This window comes from Limosilactobacillus fermentum, from assembly GCF_013394085.1.
Classification (GTDB): Bacteria; Bacillota; Bacilli; order Lactobacillales; family Lactobacillaceae; genus Limosilactobacillus; species Limosilactobacillus fermentum.
In genome coordinates this window covers 1,062,301-1,080,427 of record NZ_CP040910.1, presented here as the reverse complement: position 1 = coordinate 1,080,427, position 18,127 = coordinate 1,062,301, and the positions used below count along the sequence as shown (strand labels likewise).

Annotated in this window: 16 protein-coding genes; 10 read left to right on the top strand and 6 right to left on the bottom strand. The window is 53.9% G+C overall.

What is annotated here, in order from left to right:
- The first annotated feature begins 113 nt into the window (after window positions 1-113).
- The 3 genes from FG166_RS05385 to FG166_RS05375 all read left to right on the top strand — a co-directional run bounded on the left by FG166_RS05385 (window position 114) and on the right by FG166_RS05375 (window position 3,141).
- Window positions 114-809 carry a hypothetical protein gene (locus FG166_RS05385; protein ID WP_014562428.1) on the top strand — a complete coding sequence of 232 codons (696 nt, stop codon included), beginning with the start codon at window positions 114-116 and terminating at the stop codon, window positions 807-809.
- On the top strand, window positions 809-2,179 hold the full coding sequence (locus FG166_RS05380; RefSeq protein ID WP_003682962.1) for a C69 family dipeptidase: 1,371 nt from the start codon (window positions 809-811) through the stop codon (window positions 2,177-2,179). The genes FG166_RS05385 and FG166_RS05380 overlap by 1 nt, the downstream gene beginning before the upstream one ends.
- A 74-nt stretch (window positions 2,180-2,253) precedes the next feature.
- On the top strand, window positions 2,254-3,141 hold the full coding sequence (locus FG166_RS05375) for a DNA/RNA non-specific endonuclease (protein ID WP_003682964.1): 888 nt from the start codon (window positions 2,254-2,256) through the stop codon (window positions 3,139-3,141).
- Window positions 3,142-3,232: 91 nt separating this feature from the next.
- Here FG166_RS05375 and FG166_RS05370 read toward each other — a convergent pair whose 3' ends face one another.
- Window positions 3,233-4,120 (bottom strand): 3-hydroxyacyl-CoA dehydrogenase, encoded by an 888-nt coding sequence (locus FG166_RS05370; protein ID WP_003682966.1) that lies wholly within the window; start codon window positions 4,118-4,120, stop codon window positions 3,233-3,235.
- Between the two features lie 386 nt (window positions 4,121-4,506).
- On the opposite strand from FG166_RS05370, the gene FG166_RS05365 reads away from it, so the two are divergent.
- From FG166_RS05365 to FG166_RS05340, 6 genes are all read left to right on the top strand, one after another.
- Window positions 4,507-6,855 (top strand): phospholipase D-like domain-containing protein, encoded by a 2,349-nt coding sequence (locus FG166_RS05365; RefSeq protein WP_003682968.1) that lies wholly within the window; start codon window positions 4,507-4,509, stop codon window positions 6,853-6,855.
- 138 nt (window positions 6,856-6,993) lie between these two features.
- Complete coding sequence (locus FG166_RS05360) at window positions 6,994-7,851, top strand: alpha/beta hydrolase (protein ID WP_003682969.1); 858 nt, start codon at window positions 6,994-6,996, stop codon at window positions 7,849-7,851.
- A gap of 7 nt (window positions 7,852-7,858) precedes the next feature.
- Window positions 7,859-8,035 (top strand): hypothetical protein, encoded by a 177-nt coding sequence (locus tag FG166_RS05355; protein ID WP_003682971.1) that lies wholly within the window; start codon window positions 7,859-7,861, stop codon window positions 8,033-8,035.
- A gap of 15 nt (window positions 8,036-8,050) precedes the next feature.
- Window positions 8,051-9,250, top strand: a complete 1,200-nt coding sequence (locus FG166_RS05350) for a hypothetical protein (RefSeq protein ID WP_003682972.1) — start codon at window positions 8,051-8,053, stop codon at window positions 9,248-9,250.
- Window positions 9,247-10,299: a serine hydrolase domain-containing protein gene (locus tag FG166_RS05345; RefSeq protein WP_003682973.1), complete on the top strand. Its 1,053-nt coding sequence runs from the start codon at window positions 9,247-9,249 to the stop codon at window positions 10,297-10,299. The genes FG166_RS05350 and FG166_RS05345 overlap by 4 nt, the downstream gene beginning before the upstream one ends.
- 12 nt (window positions 10,300-10,311) lie before the next feature.
- Complete coding sequence (locus FG166_RS05340; RefSeq protein WP_003682974.1) at window positions 10,312-10,809, top strand: phosphatidylglycerophosphatase A family protein; 498 nt, start codon at window positions 10,312-10,314, stop codon at window positions 10,807-10,809.
- A 193-nt stretch (window positions 10,810-11,002) separates the two neighbouring features.
- On the opposite strand, the gene FG166_RS05335 is transcribed toward FG166_RS05340, so the two are convergent.
- The 5 genes from FG166_RS05335 to FG166_RS05315 all read right to left on the bottom strand — a co-directional run bounded on the left by FG166_RS05335 (window position 11,003) and on the right by FG166_RS05315 (window position 16,080).
- Entirely contained in the window at window positions 11,003-11,743 is a 741-nt protein-coding gene (locus FG166_RS05335) for a sulfite exporter TauE/SafE family protein (RefSeq protein WP_003682975.1), read from the bottom strand.
- A 79-nt stretch (window positions 11,744-11,822) separates the two neighbouring features.
- Window positions 11,823-12,923: an AI-2E family transporter gene (locus FG166_RS05330; protein WP_003682976.1), complete on the bottom strand. Its 1,101-nt coding sequence runs from the start codon at window positions 12,921-12,923 to the stop codon at window positions 11,823-11,825.
- Window positions 12,924-12,932: 9 nt separating this feature from the next.
- Window positions 12,933-14,105 carry an acetyl-CoA C-acetyltransferase gene (locus FG166_RS05325; protein WP_003682977.1) on the bottom strand — a complete coding sequence of 391 codons (1,173 nt, stop codon included), beginning with the start codon at window positions 14,103-14,105 and terminating at the stop codon, window positions 12,933-12,935.
- Window positions 14,106-14,199: 94 nt separating this feature from the next.
- Window positions 14,200-15,057 carry a patatin-like phospholipase family protein gene (locus FG166_RS05320; RefSeq protein ID WP_003682978.1) on the bottom strand — a complete coding sequence of 286 codons (858 nt, stop codon included), beginning with the start codon at window positions 15,055-15,057 and terminating at the stop codon, window positions 14,200-14,202.
- A gap of 96 nt (window positions 15,058-15,153) precedes the next feature.
- A complete protein-coding gene (locus tag FG166_RS05315) occupies window positions 15,154-16,080 on the bottom strand; it encodes a LysR family transcriptional regulator (protein ID WP_035431004.1) in 927 nt (308 codons plus the stop codon).
- A 125-nt stretch (window positions 16,081-16,205) separates the two neighbouring features.
- Between FG166_RS05315 and FG166_RS05310 the strand changes: the two genes are divergently transcribed.
- On the top strand, window positions 16,206-18,059 hold the full coding sequence (locus FG166_RS05310; RefSeq protein WP_003682980.1) for an FAD-dependent oxidoreductase: 1,854 nt from the start codon (window positions 16,206-16,208) through the stop codon (window positions 18,057-18,059).
- Window positions 18,060-18,127 lie beyond the last annotated feature (68 nt).

The following is an 18,127-nucleotide window of genomic DNA, read 5'->3' as shown; positions in this document are numbered from 1 at the left end:
CGCTTTCCCCATCCTTTTTTATTCCATGGAATTAGCTTTAAACCGAAATTTGGTGCTTCCTTGGTAAAGAGAGTAAAATGAACCATAATAATTCCAATGAAGGGGGCCTTGAAATGGCTAGCTACAATCAAACACTTGCCATGCGCTACAACCGACAGGGGGAGGAGGCCGTCGTTGATGGGCATCTCCACTTAGCGATCAAGTACTTTACGGACGCCATCGCCCTCTGGCCAAACGCCGAGTCCTTTGGCAACCGGGCCTTTGCCTTTTTAGAGAGCGGGGATAGCCGGCCGGAGTGGCGAATGGCCGTCGACGACTTTTTAGTGGCCGCCGTGATTGCCTTTGACGATTACTGGGGCGAAGAAGAGAGTGGGTATTTAACCAACCGGGAACGTCGCGATTACGCCGATTACATTGAGCGGTTCTTAGCCGGCGCTAGCTACACCAGCCTCTTTTTAACGCTGCCGCCAATGGACGAGGAAACCCGTAGTTATTTCCGCCTTTGCTTTTTGGCGATGCTCAACTACTACGATTTCTATGAAGCCCTGCAAGAAGAGCAGGTGGCCAACGACCGCTTCGCTAGCTTCATTAACTCACTTGAGGAGCACGACTTTGATCGCGAAATGGAGATCAACACCGCCCAGATTATTCCTAATTACCGGCAAATCCTTGGCGATTCCCAGCGGGCCGGTCAATACTTGAAGAATTCCCGTCGCGAAGACGCCCGCATCTTAGCGGACCGAAAGATCGGTCAACTCTTTGATATGATGCAAGAAATGCTACGCCGCACCAAAAAGGAGGAATTCTAATGCCCTGCACCACAATTTTGGTTGGTAAAGACGCCAGTCTCGATCACGCCCTGTTAATCGCCCGTCAAGAAGATTACGGTAACGCCTTTAACCCCCAGTCCTTTCGGGTAATTTTACCCCAGGACCAACCCCGCCACTACGCTTCTAAGACCACCGACTTCATCTGTGATTTACCGGAAAACCCGTTACGCTACACGTCCACTCCTGACGTCGATAGTAGCGCCGGTGTCTTTGCGGCGGGGGGAATCAATCAGGCCAACGTGGCAATGACGGCGACCGAATCATCGACCACCAACTCGCGTATCTTAGGGCTCGACCCCTTTAACCAGGAAAGCGGGATTGGTGAAGAGGACTTCGTGACCCTGGTCCTCCCGTACGTTCAATCGGCACGCGAAGGGGTAGAGCGACTGGGTCAGTTGTTAGAACAATACGGGACCTACGAAGCCAACGGGATTGCCTTTGCCGACCAAGACGAGGTCTGGTTTTTAGAAACGATTGGCGGTCACCGCTGGGCAGCGGTCCGGATCCCCGACGACGCCTTTGTAATCGCACCGAACCGGTTTAACATCACCGACTTTGACTTTGAGAGTGCGACCACCTTGGCTAGCCCCGACCTCAAGGACTGGATTGACCAACACGACTTAAACCCAGCCGATGATGGCTATAACCTACGGCAAATTTGTGGTTCCCGCACTTACCGGGACATGCGCTATAATAACCCGCGGGCGTGGTACGTTCAGAAGCTATTCGGGGTGGAAACAGGGGCGGACCCAACCCAAATGGACCTACCCTTTATCTGCCACCCCAAGCACCGGTTGGCGGTTGAAGACATCAAACAGGCCATGTCATCACATTACCAAGGTACCCCGTATGACCCCTATGGTGGTGAGAAGGGGGGCCAGGTCCGTTCAATCGCCTTGAACCGGAACCTAGAACTACACGTCTTAGAAATCCGGGCGGGAGTGGCGCCGGAAGTGGCGGCGGTCCATTGGCTGGCCTTTGGTCCCAACACCTTTAACGCCCTGGTTCCCTTCTATGCCAACGTTACCGACACCCCGAGTGCCTACCGGGACACGAGCGGTCAGTACGACCCGACCAAGGCATACTGGCTAGCCCACACCCTGGCGGCGATTGGCGACCACCACTACCGGGCTTTGGCCCCTAAGGTTGAGGCCTACGAGCAAACGGTAACGGCGCTGGGCCGTCAATTACAAGTGGCCGCCGATGCGAAGGCGGCGGGAGAAGCAGACCTGCCCGCCTTTTTAACCCAAGTCAACGACCAAATGGCTAAAGCAGCGGTCGAGGAGGGGACTAAGCTCCTTGGTGACTGCGTAAAGGAGGCCTTTTTAAACGAGCACCTGCAGTTTTAGAATTAAGTAGCGAACAGGCGTTCCAACGGGTATAATGGGGGTGAGACAACCCAACACCTACGAGGAGGAAAATCATGAAACGCCGACGTAACAAGAAGCAGGGCTGGCGCTGGTTAATTGCCTTCGTCATCCTCTTCGCCCTTGCCTCGGGTATCCCGGGCAAGGCATCTTCTACGACCACCACTAGTTCACCGAGTGCCCAAACCCTGGTTGCCAAGGTCAACTCCCTGGTGGAAAACCTAAGCTACCGGTCGCGCTCGTCGTCAACCAGCGGCTCGAGCACGATGGTCACCCCGAGCAAGCAAAAGGCCGAGGCGGTTTTAACCGCCAACGTTAAGCAACAACTGGGGAGTTCGATCACTTGGAATGGCGATGGGGCCTTCATTATCAACAACAATAAGACCAAGCTCAACGCCAAGATCAACAACGCGCCCTACGCCGTTGACCGGCTCGACAGCCAGGGACGTGCTTGGCAGGGCGATGCCTGGTTAAACAAAACGACGCGCCAATACAAGAATCGTTCCGAAACCGGGAACGGCGCCACTAGTTGGAAACCGGTCGGCTTTATGCAACTGACCAACTTAAAGAACGGCCCGACCCACGCTTATGACCGGGGGCACCTACTCGGCTACGCCTTGGTCGGGGGGCTCTCCGGTTTCAACGCTTCGGAGTCCAACCCGAAAAACATCGCCACCCAAACCGCTTGGGCTAACGAAGCCCGGTCAACCGATTCAACCGGGCAAAACTACTACGAAGGCCTAGTTCGCAAGGCCCTCGACCGGGGTAAGCAAGTCCGCTACCGGGTAACCGACATTTATGACGGTAATAACCTAGTTCCGTCCGGCGCCCACATTGAGGCCAAGTCAAAGGACGGGAGCCTCCAGTTCAACGTCTTTGTTCCGAACGTTCAAAATAACATTACGATCAATTACGCCACCGGGAAGGCCACCGCTACTAACTAAGCAAAAAGACCACTTTCAACCGTCAGGGGAGAAAGTGGTCTTTTTGCTTAGTTAACGTGATCCTCAGCTATTTTTGCTTAGTTTACGTTGCCTACTTCAAAAAGCCCGGGGCGAGAAACTCGGCGTCCGGGTAGTGGTAAAAGCCCTGGCCGGCCTCCCTGCCGTAGTGGCCAGCATCGATCATTTCCTTGAGCTTGTCGGCGACTTGCTTGGCCATTTCATCACCGGTGGCTTGGTGCTTGTTTAAAGAGATTTGGTAAGCGGTCCGTAAGCCCACCGTGTCCAAGATAATGAACGGGCCGGACGGGGAGCCGGTGGAAATCATCCAGTCCTTATCAATTTCGTGGGGGCTAGCGATGCCGTTGACCCACAACGCCATTGCGGCATCGAGAAACGGAATCAGAAGTGAGTTGAGCACGTAGCCGGGTTGCTCTTTGTAAAGGTGGATCGGCACCATTCCGATGGCCTTAGCAAAGTCAATTACCTCCTCCACCAGTTCCGGCTTGGTGTCCGGGTTACCGACGATTTCGGCGACGTTGTACTTCCAAATTTCGTTAGCAAAGTGGATGTGCAAGAAGCGGCGCGGGTCACCAAAGAACTTCACCAATTGACTAGGCATGAAGGTCGAAGAGTTGCTGGCCACGATCGTCTTATCAGGGACTACGGCCTTGAGTTCCTCGTAGAAGGCTTCCTTGACTTCCATGGCTTCCGGCACCGCTTCGATGACTAAATCGGCGTCTTCAACGGCTTCTCTTAGGTCGGTCGTGACCGCGACAATGTTGGCCAGGCCGGCATTAAAATCGGCCTCGGAAAGCTTGAGGTCACGGTGGTAAGCATCCTTTAAGGCGTGCAAACGAGTTTCGGCGCTCTCAACGTGGCGGTTCCAAACGGTGACCCGCATTCCCTTGAGGGCGGATTGGTAGGCAATTTGGCTCCCTAAGGTGCCGGCCCCGGCGATGGTTACATTTTTAATGGTCATAGTGGTCTCCTTTCTTAAAGCAAACGATTAGTTTTGTAATTAGTATATCACGAAATCGTTTTCAAGCTAACGATTAGTTTTGTAATTAGTATATCACGAAATCGTTTTCAAGCTGACGTGGTTAACGGTCCGGCGCCCTGCTTGAGACGAAAAAATGAGGAAATCACGATCCCACCGGGCGAGCGGGGGAGTCTTGTGGTAAGATAAAATTATCATGTGACTAAGGCAAACCACGATGTTTGTCGGTCCGCCCTTGGAAGCGACACCAAATCATCAATGATTTATCAATCGTTTAGCAACGAGGGGAGGGGGTGGCAAGGAGTAATTATGAGAATTACGGCGCCCCCCTTAACGAATCATAATTTACAACAAAGAAGGTTTATTCGATGACAAGCACCAAGACGACCCCCCAACCACGGGACCTGCACAAGATCCACGTTCTCCACGATGGGCAACCGGCTGAACTGGGGATTAAAGAGATTTTTGATCCGGAAAAGTATTCCCAGCTGATCGCCATGACCGGAGCGGTGACGCCTGACTTTATCAACACCTACTTGTCCGATTTTGTAAAGGTCGAAATCGGACTGGGCGCCCGCCAGACGGCGACCGGGTACACCGCCACCGAAACGATCACTAAAGACGCCCTGGCAACGGCGATGTTAAACGCCGCCAACAAGGAAGCGGCCAAGCTTTTTCATGCTTTAACCAGCCAAATGCAGTTAAACGCCGTGTCCGGGCTGTTAAAGCTGGACATTTCGCCAACCCAAGCGGTCCACTCCCGCTTTTACCTGCTCAGTAACCCGACTACCGAGCAAACCCGGGTAGTGTTGGGGTCGGTTAACTTGACCGAAGATTCCTTTGACCCGGCCCACAACCGCTTTGAAGAGGCCCTCATCTTTGACAACCACCCGCTTTACGAAAGCTTGAATAACCACTTTAAGGTTGACATGCTACCGGTGATGCAGCCCTACTTCACTAATGAACTACTCAACGCCGCCGAAAAGCAACTCAAGGCCCTGAAAAAGGACAAGGATGCCGACGCTAGCCAGGTGGTGATCCTCTCTAACGAAGAGACCGACCGGATCGCCCAGGTGGAGTTGACCAACCTCTTAGTCAACGACGTGCAACGTCAGCTTGACAAGGAACTGGTCGACCCGGAACTGCCGCTGGGCTTGCGTAACGTAACGGTCAATTACGCCACCGAAAAGGACGAGGCCGAGCGGGCGATTGAACAGCGTGAAATGATCCTGAAGTTGGAAAAAGAGGCCGTTTCACCGCGGGCAGCCCACCCGAAGCTACGGGAACGGGCCCAGATCAACAAACGGGTGGTGGAAGCCTTCGAACAGGCGGTGACCCCCGAGGACTTAGCGGTCGAAAAAAAGTACACCACCTTCTTGTACGACCGGCCCCTGGAACGCAACATTGCCCGTAACACCACTGGCCTCTACACCCCCAACGACACCGGCACCTACCCCTTGCCGTTTGGGAAGCTGGCAACCGTTTCTGAAATTCGGGAGGGGTTGCACCAAATTGACGCCGTGATCCAGGGCTATGCCAAGTTCGTGGTCGATTACACCCCGGAATACGGGCGCCGGTTCTTTGAGGCAATCCTCTACGGCTTTGCGGCGCCGTTTTTATGGGAAATCCGCACCAAGGCTAGTTTGAACCCCGAGGACGGTAATGACGTGCCTAACTTCTTGATCCTAGGGGCGACGGCCGGGGCAGGGAAGTCGACTCTCTTACGGATCATTAACCAGCTGACCTGGAACACCGCCAACTCGATGATTGACTTCGGCACCATTTACGACACCGATACCCCGCAGCGCAAGGCCAAGACGGTCCAGGCCCTAGAATTGTACATGAAGACGGGCTCCAGTTACCCAGTCCTAATTGATGAAATTGAACCCTACTTCTTCCAGCAACCGCAGTACAGCCGCCACTTGGTCGTCGACACGATGAACCAGTTGGTTAACAGCCCCAAGCCGATCGCACCATTGATCGGGACCACTAACTACAACGGGGGCTTTTCGATGGCCAGAGAAACCGCCCGGCGGACCTACTACCTGCAACTGGATAAGGTGATTGACGACCAGCAAAAATCGGAGGCCACCAAGTACATTTACAACGTCCGCAAGATCTTAAACAACACCCTCTTCAAGGACTTTGTCGTCCGGATGGCCAACCTCTTAGAAGACGACCAAACCCCGTGGCGGACCTACAATAAGGAAACCGGCCTGCTCGACTTCTTGGCCATGCCGCGGCGGATCTTCAAGGAGTACTACCAAATGGTCGACCAACCGCTGCCGGACTACTTCAACGACGGGATTTTCGATGACTTCCGCGAGAGCTCACGCAATCGTTGGGCTAAGCTGTACTTAACCCAAGAGAGCGACTTTGTCTACCGCAAGGAAAACGACAGCCTGCTCTTTGATATCTCCAAGCTCAACTCCTTTAACGGCTTTACCCAAGACGCCGTCGAAGAGTACCGCAACTCCTTACCAATCGAAATTTGCGTCGACGGGATCAACGGTAAAACCGGGAAGTTTGTCGAAATTAAGGCCGGCGCCTTTTACCACTGGTTGGGGATCAACAACCCTCACATGGCGTTGCCAGCCGGGGTGACCGTCCACGAAACCTATGACGTCGCAGAGACGCCACGGGTGCCGTCGGCGATTGAACACGGGCAGGTTTCAAAACCAAAGAAGAAGGGCTTTTGGGCCCGGTTGTTTGGCTAGCATAACTCAATTCAATGGTCTCCAGTCGCACGTAGCGAACCGTGCTGAGGGCCTCTTGTTGTTTGTGCACACATAATCTAACTAGCCAAGCGGAACCGGAAAGGGTATGATGGTCAAGGAAGCAAAGAGGCGGTGACCATGTTCAAGAAGGTTTTACGCCGTGTGGCCATTGGCTTAGCGGTCATCATCGTCGTACTGGCGGGGGTTCAGTTGTACTTGCTGCGGGGAACCCCGGGTAAGGCCATCACCCCCACCAACTCATCGGTAAAGTATTCCGCCACGCCCACCCTCCTGATCCCAGGCTGGGGTGGAAACACGTGGACCTATACGAAATTAATTGACTACTACCAGGACCAAAACATCGCCACGAACGTAATGGTGGTCCGGGTAGCACCCACCGGAGCCGTCCAGGTTTCGGGTAGCTTGAAGGGCAAGCAAAACCCACTGATCCAGTTCATTTACGACTGGAATTATTCCACCACTTACCAGCCCCAGGTGCGGGAGCTAACCCAAGTTTTGCAGGTTTTAGCCACTAAGTATCACGTTCAAAAACTAAACGTGATCGCCCATTCCTACGGGGGAACCGAGCTTTTGCATGCCTACATCGGGTCCAAAACCCTGCAACGAGAAATCGCCTTGCAAAAGGTGGTTTTTTTAGGGGTCCCGGTTGACGAATCGTTTGGGACCAACACCAAGTACACCAAGTGGTTATTCAAAAAGTCTCACGATCAAATGTTTAAAACGATGCTCAAGGAGGTTAAGGAAGCACAGCTACCAAGGGGACTAGTCTTTTATAACTGGATGGGAAGCGACGAGGGGAAATCGACTACTGACGGCGAAGTTCCCCAAATCCAATCACTAATGTTAAAAACCCTGATTAAACACAAACACGTCCACTATCACCAACACATCTTCACCGATACGACCCACACGGAGCTTCACCAACGGGTCAAGATTATCAAGAAGATTGCCCACGTGATTTGGGGGAAGGAGTAGGTGTCTTTTGCAAAAGGAATTTCATCAAGTGACTGGGCTGTTGTGGAAGGGCGAAGAGGAAATGGCCCTTTACCGTCAGTTAAAAGCCCTCGCTGAGCAACGGGGTCAGTCGGTCAGTAAAACCGCTAAGGACTTGGTCAAAGCCGGGCTAAGAAAAGAAGTTGGCCCAACCAAAAATCAATAAGGAAGAGAGAACAACATGCTGTACGCATCCAACGTGCTGGAAGAAGATATTAAATTAAGTGAGGAAAAGAAACCTAGTCCCACTAGTTTACGCGACTGGACAATCCGCCCGTTTACGATTAACGGGATCTCAATGGTCCTCGCCGTTAATCACGAAACCCTGATGCCCGCCATCATTCCGGGAGTGGAATACCTGCGGGTCGGGGTTGAGTTTGTCTTAGCCCAAGTGGTTAAGCAAATCTGCAGCCGCTTGGCCATTAACCCGGATAAGGCGACCCGCTACACCGATCAAATCTTAAACGGCGGGGTGGCCTACCGGAACACGAGCAATGACTTCTTGTTAGAGCGGGCCTTCCGTTACTACGTGGACGCCTTTAGCAAGATCACCCCGGAAGAACTAGAAAGCTACGAGGAAAACGACCTGTTAATGGGGTTAGCGATGGAATCGGTCACCCTCGCGGACCGGGAACGGTTTGGCCGCCAGGAAACGCCGATGATCAACTTTACCGATCAAATCGTCAACCAGGTCCGGATCCCGATGATCACGAACAAGGGGAATTACTTTGTACGGCGTTGGGTGGACTTAAACAACTCCCCAACCTACTTAGCTAACTTTGACGAGCAGGCCCCGGAAGTCCAAGCGGTGTACGACCAATTGATCGACATTAACACCGAACTAATCGCTGACCTGATGACCTGGGTGGAAACCTACACCACAACGGATGAAAAGACCCGGGCCCAGATCAAGGAATTGCTCGATCAATACCTAAACGACTACTTAACCCAGCGGCGGCCGATGTGTGTCATTGATGACCTAACATCGCCCACCGACTTCCTCCTCCAGTGGGAGGCCTTCGCCCCAGACGACGCCGATCCGGAGCCGATTTTATTAGCGTTACGCTACTTGATTATGTACATGCAGACCACCGAAATGCTTTCGATTAAGGATAGCCACGTCCTCATGCGGGCGGTCCAAGTGGTGATCGCCAACCGGTGGGGGGAATCCAACATCGATCTAAACCTGGGCTACAAGGACATGATTGCCCAACCGGATAAGACCACCCAGGAATTCATTGACCTAATGAAGAAGTTTCCGGACTCCTTTTTCGAATTCTTACGTAACCTCTCGCCTCGCGAACGCCTGACGATGATCGACCAGCTGGCGCAACTGAATAAAGAAGACGCCGCGAAAAATTGGAAGGGTGACAATCTTTGAAGAGAAGATGGCTATTCGGCACGGCTCTTGGCTTGCTTGCGGGAATCGGGATCACTGGGGTTCGCCCCCGGAATGTACACGCCCCGGAAGTAATTTCAACCACCAAGCGACTTCAATTAACGCTCAAGGACGTGCTTAAATCCAACCACGTCAACGGGATTCTTTTAATTGGTAGCGATGACACACCCACCGTGATTCAAAACTCACTGGTGGGGGCCAACAGTCAACGGGCGGTCTCTAGCCACCGTTACTTCCCGACTGCGTCGCTGCAAAAACTGTTGACGGGATTAGCCATCTACACCCTCGTCAAGGAGGGCAAATTATCGGTTAACACCACCCTGGCGACTTACTACCCCCAAGTGGCCCACGCGAAGGAAATTACGATTGGGTGGCTGATGAGCCACACCTCGGGGCTTGCCGACACCCAGACGGTCGCCCCACGGGTCCTCATGAGTCAAAGCGAACAGGTCAAATACTCCTTGGCCCACTATAAGTCGAGTGGTAAAGAAACTTGGAACTACTCCAACATCGATTACGTCCTCTTAGCCGCGATCGTTTCCAAGGTCAGCGGCGAAAGCTATGATCAGTTCGTTCGGGACAAAATCCTGGCGCCGTGGGGGATTAAGGAGATTAAACCCTTTAGTGCGCTGAAGGCCAGCCAGGTGTCTAAGAGCCTTTTGCCAACGGCCTCTTGGACGAGCTTGCGGCGGGCGATGTCGGCGACCTTTGGGGCCGGGAACTACTTGGCGACCCCGGTAGGTTATTGGCAATTGATTAGCCACTTGATGGACGACCAGGCAGCCAGCACCTGGCTCCATAAGTACGCCGACCAAAAGACGGTTAGCTACTTTGGCGGGATTTACTTTAGCGGCAATAGTTTCCACGCCAACGGAGGCTACGCTGGTTACTCGGCGATTGCCTCGGGGGACTTTTCGACCCAGCAGCGGATGATCTTTTTCACTAATAACATCAACCTAGGGACCGCAAAAACAATTCGGACGCAACTGAACCGCTATTACTACAGCAAACTGGCTCAGGAACTCGATTAAGGAGGATGTAGCATGTTAAATAAAGACTTTAAGTATCCCGACACCGTTGCCTTTGACTTCGTTATTGACGGACTGAAAAAGCGCGGGGTGGACCTCCACCAGTTGAGTGGGATCGCCTATGATTTACAGCACAACTTCGTGCCCACCATTACCCAGGAGGAGTGCTACCAAGAACTGCTGAACGTGTTGCACAAACGCGAACTCTTGAACAACGCGATGGTGGCGTTGGAACTCGACCGCCTGGCCGAAGAGGGGCAAATTAAAGAGCCCTTATTGACCATCATTAGAAACGACTCCGGCGTCTTCGGGGTTGATGAAGCCCTGGCCCTGCAAACCGCCAACATCTACGGCACGATTGGGGTAACCAACTTCGGTTATCTCGACCGGGTCAAGTACGGGATCATCAAGCAATACGATGAGGATAACGACCAGGTCAACACCTTCATCGATGATTTGCTAGGGGCGATTGTCGCCGCCCTGTGCGGTAAGTTAGCCCACAAGTACGCATAGGAAAGTGATTGGGGAATAACCTTCTCGGCAGGTCGTATGACTAAGCTAGGACGAACGGTTAGTGCGGTACGCACTGTTCTTCGGCCTGCTTAGACACTAGACCTGCGGTTATTTTCCACGCTATCTATCTAACATTCGTGAATACAGCAAGAGGCCGGGGAAAACGGAATTTTCCCCGGCCTCTTCAGTTGAGTTAGAAAATCATCTGCAACCCCATTAGGATCACAATTAAGGAAATAACTGGCTTGCAAATCCGGTCAAAGGTTGCCCGGTTAACCCGGGATAAGACCCGTGGGGCTATAAGCGCCCCGGTTACGGAGCCGATTATCAGTAACAGGGCGTAAAAGTAGCTAACGCCCCCGCCAGTCATGTGCATCACGGCACCAATTAAACTCGTCCAAACGAGGATGAAGCTAGACGTGGCCACGGTGCCCAACATATCTTCGCCCATCGCTAGCAGGCCGGCCATGATCACGCCGCCACCGGAAAGCCCACCGATGCCGATCATTAAACCGGACAAGATGGCGTAATAGGCTGCCTTGACCCGGTCGACGTGGATATCTTCCGTTTGGCGCACCTTGCGAAAGTACATTTGAACCCCTAACACCACCAAGACGAGTCCAATCAGCGGGGCGTAAATCTTTTCGGGAATGTAGCGGGCCAACAAGGAAGCTACGATCACGGTTGGTAAGGCGAAGTACAGAAACTGGCGGGCTAGTTTGACGTTGACGTTGCCGTGACGGTAAAAGGACAGGGCACCAAAGCACAGGGCGGGGATGGCGGTTAGAAGCGAGGTATCCACCGCGTGGGCGGCACTTAACCCGCACAGCCCCGTTAAAACCCCAAGGTACAAAGCGGCCCCGCCACCCCCGGTTGAGATAACGAAAAAGCCAATCAGAAAACCACACACCACTACCAACAAATTTAACGTCAAATCTGCCGCCTCCTTTAACTAAAAACACGCTTATTATACACTATCACCCCCACCTTGGCGCACTAGGGTGGGGGTGAGTTTAGTTTAATTGCCGCTTGGCAACGTCGGTTTTTAATAGTTGGTAGAAGGCCGCAAAGAGGGGCACGGTGAACATCATCCCTAGGATCCCGGAAACCCCGCCACCGACCATGACGGCCACGAAGACCCACACGCTGGGCAGGCCAATCGACTTGCCGACGATCAACGGGTAAGTAACCCGGTTATCGAATTCCTGGAGGGCTAGAATCATCACCAAGAAGATCAGGGCCTTGACCGGGGAAACTGCGAAGATCACGATGATCCCCACGCTGGCCCCCATCAAAGCCCCGATGATCGGTACGAGGGCGGTGACGGCCATCACCGCGCCGACCATTGGTGCGTAAGGGAGTTGGAGAATTAGCATCAAGACGGTGCACGAACACCCGAGCACCACGGCGTCTTTAACTTGCCCCACGATATAGCTAGAAAAGGACTGGTCAAACACCGTCAGTACCCGTAAAATCCGGGCCACTTGCCCCGGCAAGTAGGTGGTCAATAAGAGCTTGAACTGGCGGGCGAGACGGTCTTTAAAGAGCAAGAGGTAGATCGAAAAGAAAATCGCTACGACGGTCGTAGTCAGGGCGGAGACCATCTTGCTAGCGGTGGACATGACCGTGCTAAAGGTGCCACTGGCCCCGTTTAAGAGGTAACTTTGCACCTTAGTCCAATTAATCTTGGAGAGGTCAATTTGTTGCCAGAGGCTCTTTAAAAAGCTCTCGTTTTCTAGCCAGTTGATGAACTGGGGGATGACCTTGCTTTGCCCGGAGAAGAGCAACTTAACACAAGCTACTAACTGGGGGGCCACCACGCTAGAAACCACCCCAATCACCACCACGATTGATAAGTAGGCGAGGCAAAGGGCGGTGACCCGGGCAAACCTTTGGGCCCGCTGTCCCTTAAAGACCCGGTGGTATAAACCTTCGTAGCGTACCATCAACAGGTTAACGATGTAGGCAATCACGCAACCAATCAGGAGGGGCATGGCTGCCGCCAATAATGTTTTCAACAGGCCCGCAACGTTTGGCCAATAGGTAATCGCCAGGTATAAGGCGAAAATAGCCACCACTAAGGGGGCATAAGGGAGTTTGAATAATTTACGCATACAATCCTCCTAACGGTAGACGAGGGTGGCAGCGCCCATCCCGCCGCCAATGCACAGGGTCCCCAGCCCCCGCTTGGCGTTTTGGCGCTTCATTTGGTAGAGTAGGGTCACCAAAATGCGGGCCCCGGAGTCGCCCAGGGGATGACCAAGGGCAATTGCCCCACCGTTGACGTTCACCTTGCTCTCCTCGAAGCCCAATTCGCGCTGGCAAACGATCGCTTGGGCGGCAAAGGCTTCGTTAATTTCGATCAGGTCAAGCTGGTCGGGCGTCATGTCAACCTGGGCGAGCAGCTTCTTGGTGGCCGCCAAGGGGCCGATCCCCATCAGTTCCGGCTTGACCCCGGCCAAGGTGCCGGCCTGCCAGTAGCCGAGAATTTCCTTGCCTTCCGCCAGAGCCCGGCGTTCGCTCATTAGGATTAAAGCAGCGGCGCCGTCATTTAATCCGGAAGAATTGCCGGCCGTCACGTCGCCACCTTCTTTAAAGACCGGCTTTAAGGCCGCTAATTTTTCCATCGTCGTGTCGCGAATCGCCTCGTCTTCTGTAACTTCAAGTTGGTGGCGCTTGCCCTTGACGGTCACCGGCACGATTTCGTCTTTAAAACGCCCCGCGTCTTGCGCCGTCCGTGCCCGCACTTGGCTTTGCAGGGCGAAGTGGTCGAGGTCTTCTCTAGTCACCTGGTATTTTTCGACCAGGTTTTCGGCCGTGCAACCCATTGGGTAGTGGAAGAAGGCGTCTTCCAACCCGTCCTTATACAGGGCGTCGACCAGTTCGGCATTACCGTATTTGTAACCAAAGCGGCCCTTGGGCATCAAATACGGGGCCGTCGACATGCTTTCGGTGCCCCCCGCCACCATCACTTCGGCGTCCCCCATGGCAATCAGCTTGGCCGCTAGGTTAACGGCGTGCATTCCGGAGCCACACATCACGTTAACGGTGGTGGCCGGAACGGTAACCGGCAACCCGGCGGCAATGCTGGCCTGGCGGGCGACGTTTTGCCCCTGGCCGGCCTGGATGGCGCAGCCCAGGTAGACCTCATTCACTTCTTCGGGAGCAACCGCGGCCCGCTCTAAGGCGGCCTGGATGGCAATTGTTCCCAACTGGGCAGCGGTCAGTGTGGCCAGGGCGCCACCGAGCTTTCCAATCGGCGTCCGTGCAGCTCCAACGAAAACAACTTTTTCCATACTTATCAACCCTCATTTGTTTAATATTAACAGTCTCATCTATTTTAACGAAAAAAGCGGGGAGTGACCACTTTGATCACTCCGCCGCCATCAATTAGTTCTCCAGGTAGTTGAGAACGTCGGCTAAGATTTCCTCGGCTTGGGCCTGGCCCTGTTCGTAGAGCTGGCGAATTTTTTTAACGTTGCCCTCTAGACGCTTGACCTTAATTGGTTCTGTCGGGGCGATCACGAAGGCTTGCCGGTCTTTTTCAAGTTGATCGAGCGTTTCGACCTGCTGGTTGTAGACGGTTGGCCGGTTAATCCCGGCATCCACGAAGGCCGGGTAGTCCTTAAAGGAGTGCTGGTACATCTCACTAAGCACCCGGCTGGTCGGCTTCTTGCGGTAGTCACGCGGCCGGGTCCGGACCACCACGATCTTGTCAAAGTCCTGCTCTTGGGCGATGTCGAAGGGGATTGAATCGGCAACGCCCCCATCTAAACAGGGACCGGCGGTGGTTACCTGGGGCTCGGAAACGAAGGGCATCGAAGAAGAGGCCTTCAGGTCGGTGATGAACTCTTCGCCCGTCGCGTTTGTGAAGGTGACGGCCTTCCCGGTTTCTAGAGCGGTGGCGACGATGGTGAAATCGGACGCCGAACGCTGGTAGGCCCGTTCGTCGAAGTTGTGCCAGTCCCAGCCGTGGTCTTCAAACAAAAAGTCCAAGTTCAAAATTTCCTCGCGCTTTAAAAGGCGCAGGGGGGAGATGTAATTGCGGTCGTGACGGTAGTGGGTGTTAACGTCAGCCATTCGTCCGTACTGCTTAGAAACGAAGTTCGCCCCGCACAGGGCCCCGGCGGAGACCCCAATTACCGATTTGAATTCAACGTGGTGTTTTAAAAAGGTATCGGTAACACCGGTGGAGTATTGACCGCGCATCGCCCCACCTTCTAAAACTAAGGCTGCGTTATATAACATGAAATTCCCTCCTGTCGACTAGATACAGAAATTATAGCACCACCGGATTGCCAACATAAGTGACGAAAACCCTAATTTTGCCTAAAAGCGCCTTCATCAATGGATTTTCATTTGGAGGTTGGCGGACTGAAAAGCGGCGATGAGGTCTCGCATGGCGTCGGTGAGCGGACGGTCCTTTTTGGCGCCAATAAAGTAGCGGATTTGGATCAGCGAGGGGTCGAGTGGGTAGAGGTTGATCGGCGTTTCCTTAATCCGTTTGAGGATGCTGGCGGCCGAAATCGTCAAGCCCACCCCCTGAATGGCGAGGTTGGCGACCGTGATGACGCTGTTTGAGACCATCACCACCTTGGGAACCAGCTTCCGGTTTTGAAAGAGGCTGTTAACCTGGTGGCGAATTTCCGATTCGGCGGAGCTCAAGACGAAGGGTTCTTGCAAGAGGTCGTCTAGGTTATACGTTGAAGGGTCGAGGATGAAGCGACCGGGTTGGTAAAACTTGGAGGTGGCGGGGATGATGACGTAGTAGTTCTCGCCGCCGTTAATGTAGGGGTGAATCCCGTAATTTAAGGTTTCGGGGGTTTGGCCCATGTAAAGGTCGGCCTGGTCATTTAAAATCCGCTCCTCGCTTTGGTGGGGGAAGCCTTCGACCACTTGGATCCGGACGCTGGGGTGGTCCTTTAAGAAGCGGGGGAGGATTGCCGGCAACAAGAAGGTTCCCAGGCTCTCTAAAACGGCCACCCGGATGATTTCGGTGCTGTCGTTGGTGTAGCGGGCTAATTGAAGTGCAAGGCGTTGATGTTCGGCTGACAGGTTCTCGAGGTACTGGTAGTATATTTGGCCGGCTTCCGTTAAAGAGAAGGGTAAGCGGTGGCGGTTGATAATTGGGGCGCCCAATTCCTTTTCGATCCGTTTGATTAGCTGGGTCAAATAGGGCTGGAAGATGTAAAGCTCGCTAGCCGCCTTAGTGAAGTTGCTGTGCTTAAGCAAGACCTCTAAGTAGTTGAGCATCAAATCCGGGTCACGCACGTTAACCATCCTTTCGATAACATTTTAGTTATGATCCAATAATAACACAGGTCGTTCCCATTTCCGTTCGGAAGCGCTACAATTTACTCGAACATGAGATTGCTTTCACAAGGGAGCGATGAACAATGAAAGCAGGAACGTACAAAGTAAAAGCTAAGGGGCACGGCTCATCCTTCATGCCAATGGAGGTCACGCTAAGCGACGATGCGATTCAACGGATTCGAGTTGACGCCAGTGGGGAAACAAGCGGGATCGCCGACGAAGTTTTTAAACGGCTTCCGGCTAAGATTGTGAAGGGACAAACGCTAAACGTGGACACCGTTGCCGGGGCGACAATCTCCTCACGTGGGGTCGTTGACGGGGTGGCCGAAGCGATTACCCTGGCCGGTGGCGATGCCGCTGAGTGGAAGCAACGGGCCAAGCCAGAAGCAGCGACTCAGGCCGCTCAAGTTGAGGAATATCAAACCGACGTGGTGGTAGTTGGGGCCGGTGGGGCTGGCTTGGCGGCCGCTACCCGGAGCCTCCAGCACGATAAGCAAGTTGTTATTTTAGAAAAGTTCCCGCAACTAGGGGGCAACACCACCCGGGCCGGGGGACCAATGAACGCCGCCGATCCGGACTGGCAAAGGGACTTTGCCGCCTTGACCGGGGAAAAAGAGACCCTGAAAGAGTTGGCTAACACGCCATTAGAACAGATCGACCCCGAATACCGTGCCGACTTTGAACGGTTACGGGAGCAAATTAAGGAATACATTGCTTCCGGAGCCCAGTACCTCTTTGATTCCAACCTCCTTCACGAAATCCAGACTTACTTAGGGGGGAAGCGTGAAGACCTCGCCGGTCATGAAATTCACGGTCGGTACCAGCTGGTCAAGACCTTGGTCGATAACGCTCTGGACTCGGTCAAATGGCTAGCTGACCTTGGGGTTAAATTCGATCAAACCGACGTAACAATGCCGGTTGGGGCCCTGTGGCGGCGTGGCCACAAGCCGGTTGAGCCAATGGGGTACGCCTTCATTCACGTCCTGGGCGACTGGGTTACGGAACACGGTGCCACCATCCTGACCGAAACCCGTGCCGAACACCTCCTGATGGAAAACGGCCGGGTAGTGGGGGTCGTGGCCCACAAGACCGACGGGACTAAGGTGACCGTCCGTGCTAAATCCACCTTCTTGACCGCCGGGGGCTTTGGCGCCAACACGCCAATGGTCCAAAAGTACAACACCTACTGGGAGCACATTGACGACGACATTGCCACCACTAATTCACCGGCCATCACCGGTGACGGGATTAGTTTAGGCCAGGAGGCAGGCGCTGAGTTGACCGGGATGGGCTTTATCCAGTTAATGCCAGTCTCCGACCCGGTGACCGGGGAACTGTTTACCGGCCTGCAGACGCCACCGGAAAACTTCATCATGGTCAACCAAGAGGGCAAGCGGTTCGTCAACGAGTTTGCGGAACGCGACACCCTGGCCGCCGCCGCGATTGCCCAGGGGGGCCTCTTCTACTTGATCGCCGATGATAAGATCAAAGAGACGGCCTACAACACGACCCAGGAATCAATTGACGCCCAAGTCGAAGCCGGCACCCTCTTTAAGGCAGATACGTTAGCGGAACTAGCCGGGAAGGTGGGGATGGACCCGGCCACCCTGGAAGACACGATTAACAAGTACAATTCTTACGTCGACGCGGGCCACGATCCGGAGTTTGGCAAGAGTGCCTTCCACCTTAAGTGCGAAGTGGCGCCATTTTACGCCACCCCGCGCAAGCCGGCCATCCACCACACGATGGGGGGCTTGGCGATTGATGAACACGGTCACGTGCTAGACAAGGCGGAGCGAGTAATCGCCGGTTTATACTCCGCCGGGGAAAACGCCGGGGGCCTCCACGCTGGGAACCGGCTCGGTGGTAACTCGTTGGCTGATATCTTTACCTTTGGCCGCTTGGCCGCCGATACCGCCGCACAAGAAAACGGCTAGGGGGACAGGACAAATCTAAACATTTGTGCAGTCTCTAAAGCTTCCTGTCGTAAAAAACCGAAATAAAA

Coding starts and splice junctions, on each gene's coding strand:
- FG166_RS05365 (WP_003682968.1), top strand. CDS start 4,507: ATGACAAGCACCAAGACGACCCCCCAACCACGGGACCTGCACAAGATC.
- FG166_RS05370 (WP_003682966.1), bottom strand. CDS start 4,120: ATGACCATTAAAAATGTAACCATCGCCGGGGCCGGCACCTTAGGGAGC.
- FG166_RS05310 (WP_003682980.1), top strand. CDS start 16,206: ATGAAAGCAGGAACGTACAAAGTAAAAGCTAAGGGGCACGGCTCATCC.
- FG166_RS05385 (WP_014562428.1), top strand. CDS start 114: ATGGCTAGCTACAATCAAACACTTGCCATGCGCTACAACCGACAGGGG.
- FG166_RS05340 (WP_003682974.1), top strand. CDS start 10,312: ATGTTAAATAAAGACTTTAAGTATCCCGACACCGTTGCCTTTGACTTC.
- FG166_RS05350 (WP_003682972.1), top strand. CDS start 8,051: ATGCTGTACGCATCCAACGTGCTGGAAGAAGATATTAAATTAAGTGAG.
- FG166_RS05360 (WP_003682969.1), top strand. CDS start 6,994: ATGTTCAAGAAGGTTTTACGCCGTGTGGCCATTGGCTTAGCGGTCATC.
- FG166_RS05375 (WP_003682964.1), top strand. CDS start 2,254: ATGAAACGCCGACGTAACAAGAAGCAGGGCTGGCGCTGGTTAATTGCC.
- FG166_RS05380 (WP_003682962.1), top strand. CDS start 809: ATGCCCTGCACCACAATTTTGGTTGGTAAAGACGCCAGTCTCGATCAC.
- FG166_RS05325 (WP_003682977.1), bottom strand. CDS start 14,105: ATGGAAAAAGTTGTTTTCGTTGGAGCTGCACGGACGCCGATTGGAAAG.
- FG166_RS05320 (WP_003682978.1), bottom strand. CDS start 15,057: ATGTTATATAACGCAGCCTTAGTTTTAGAAGGTGGGGCGATGCGCGGT.
- FG166_RS05330 (WP_003682976.1), bottom strand. CDS start 12,923: ATGCGTAAATTATTCAAACTCCCTTATGCCCCCTTAGTGGTGGCTATT.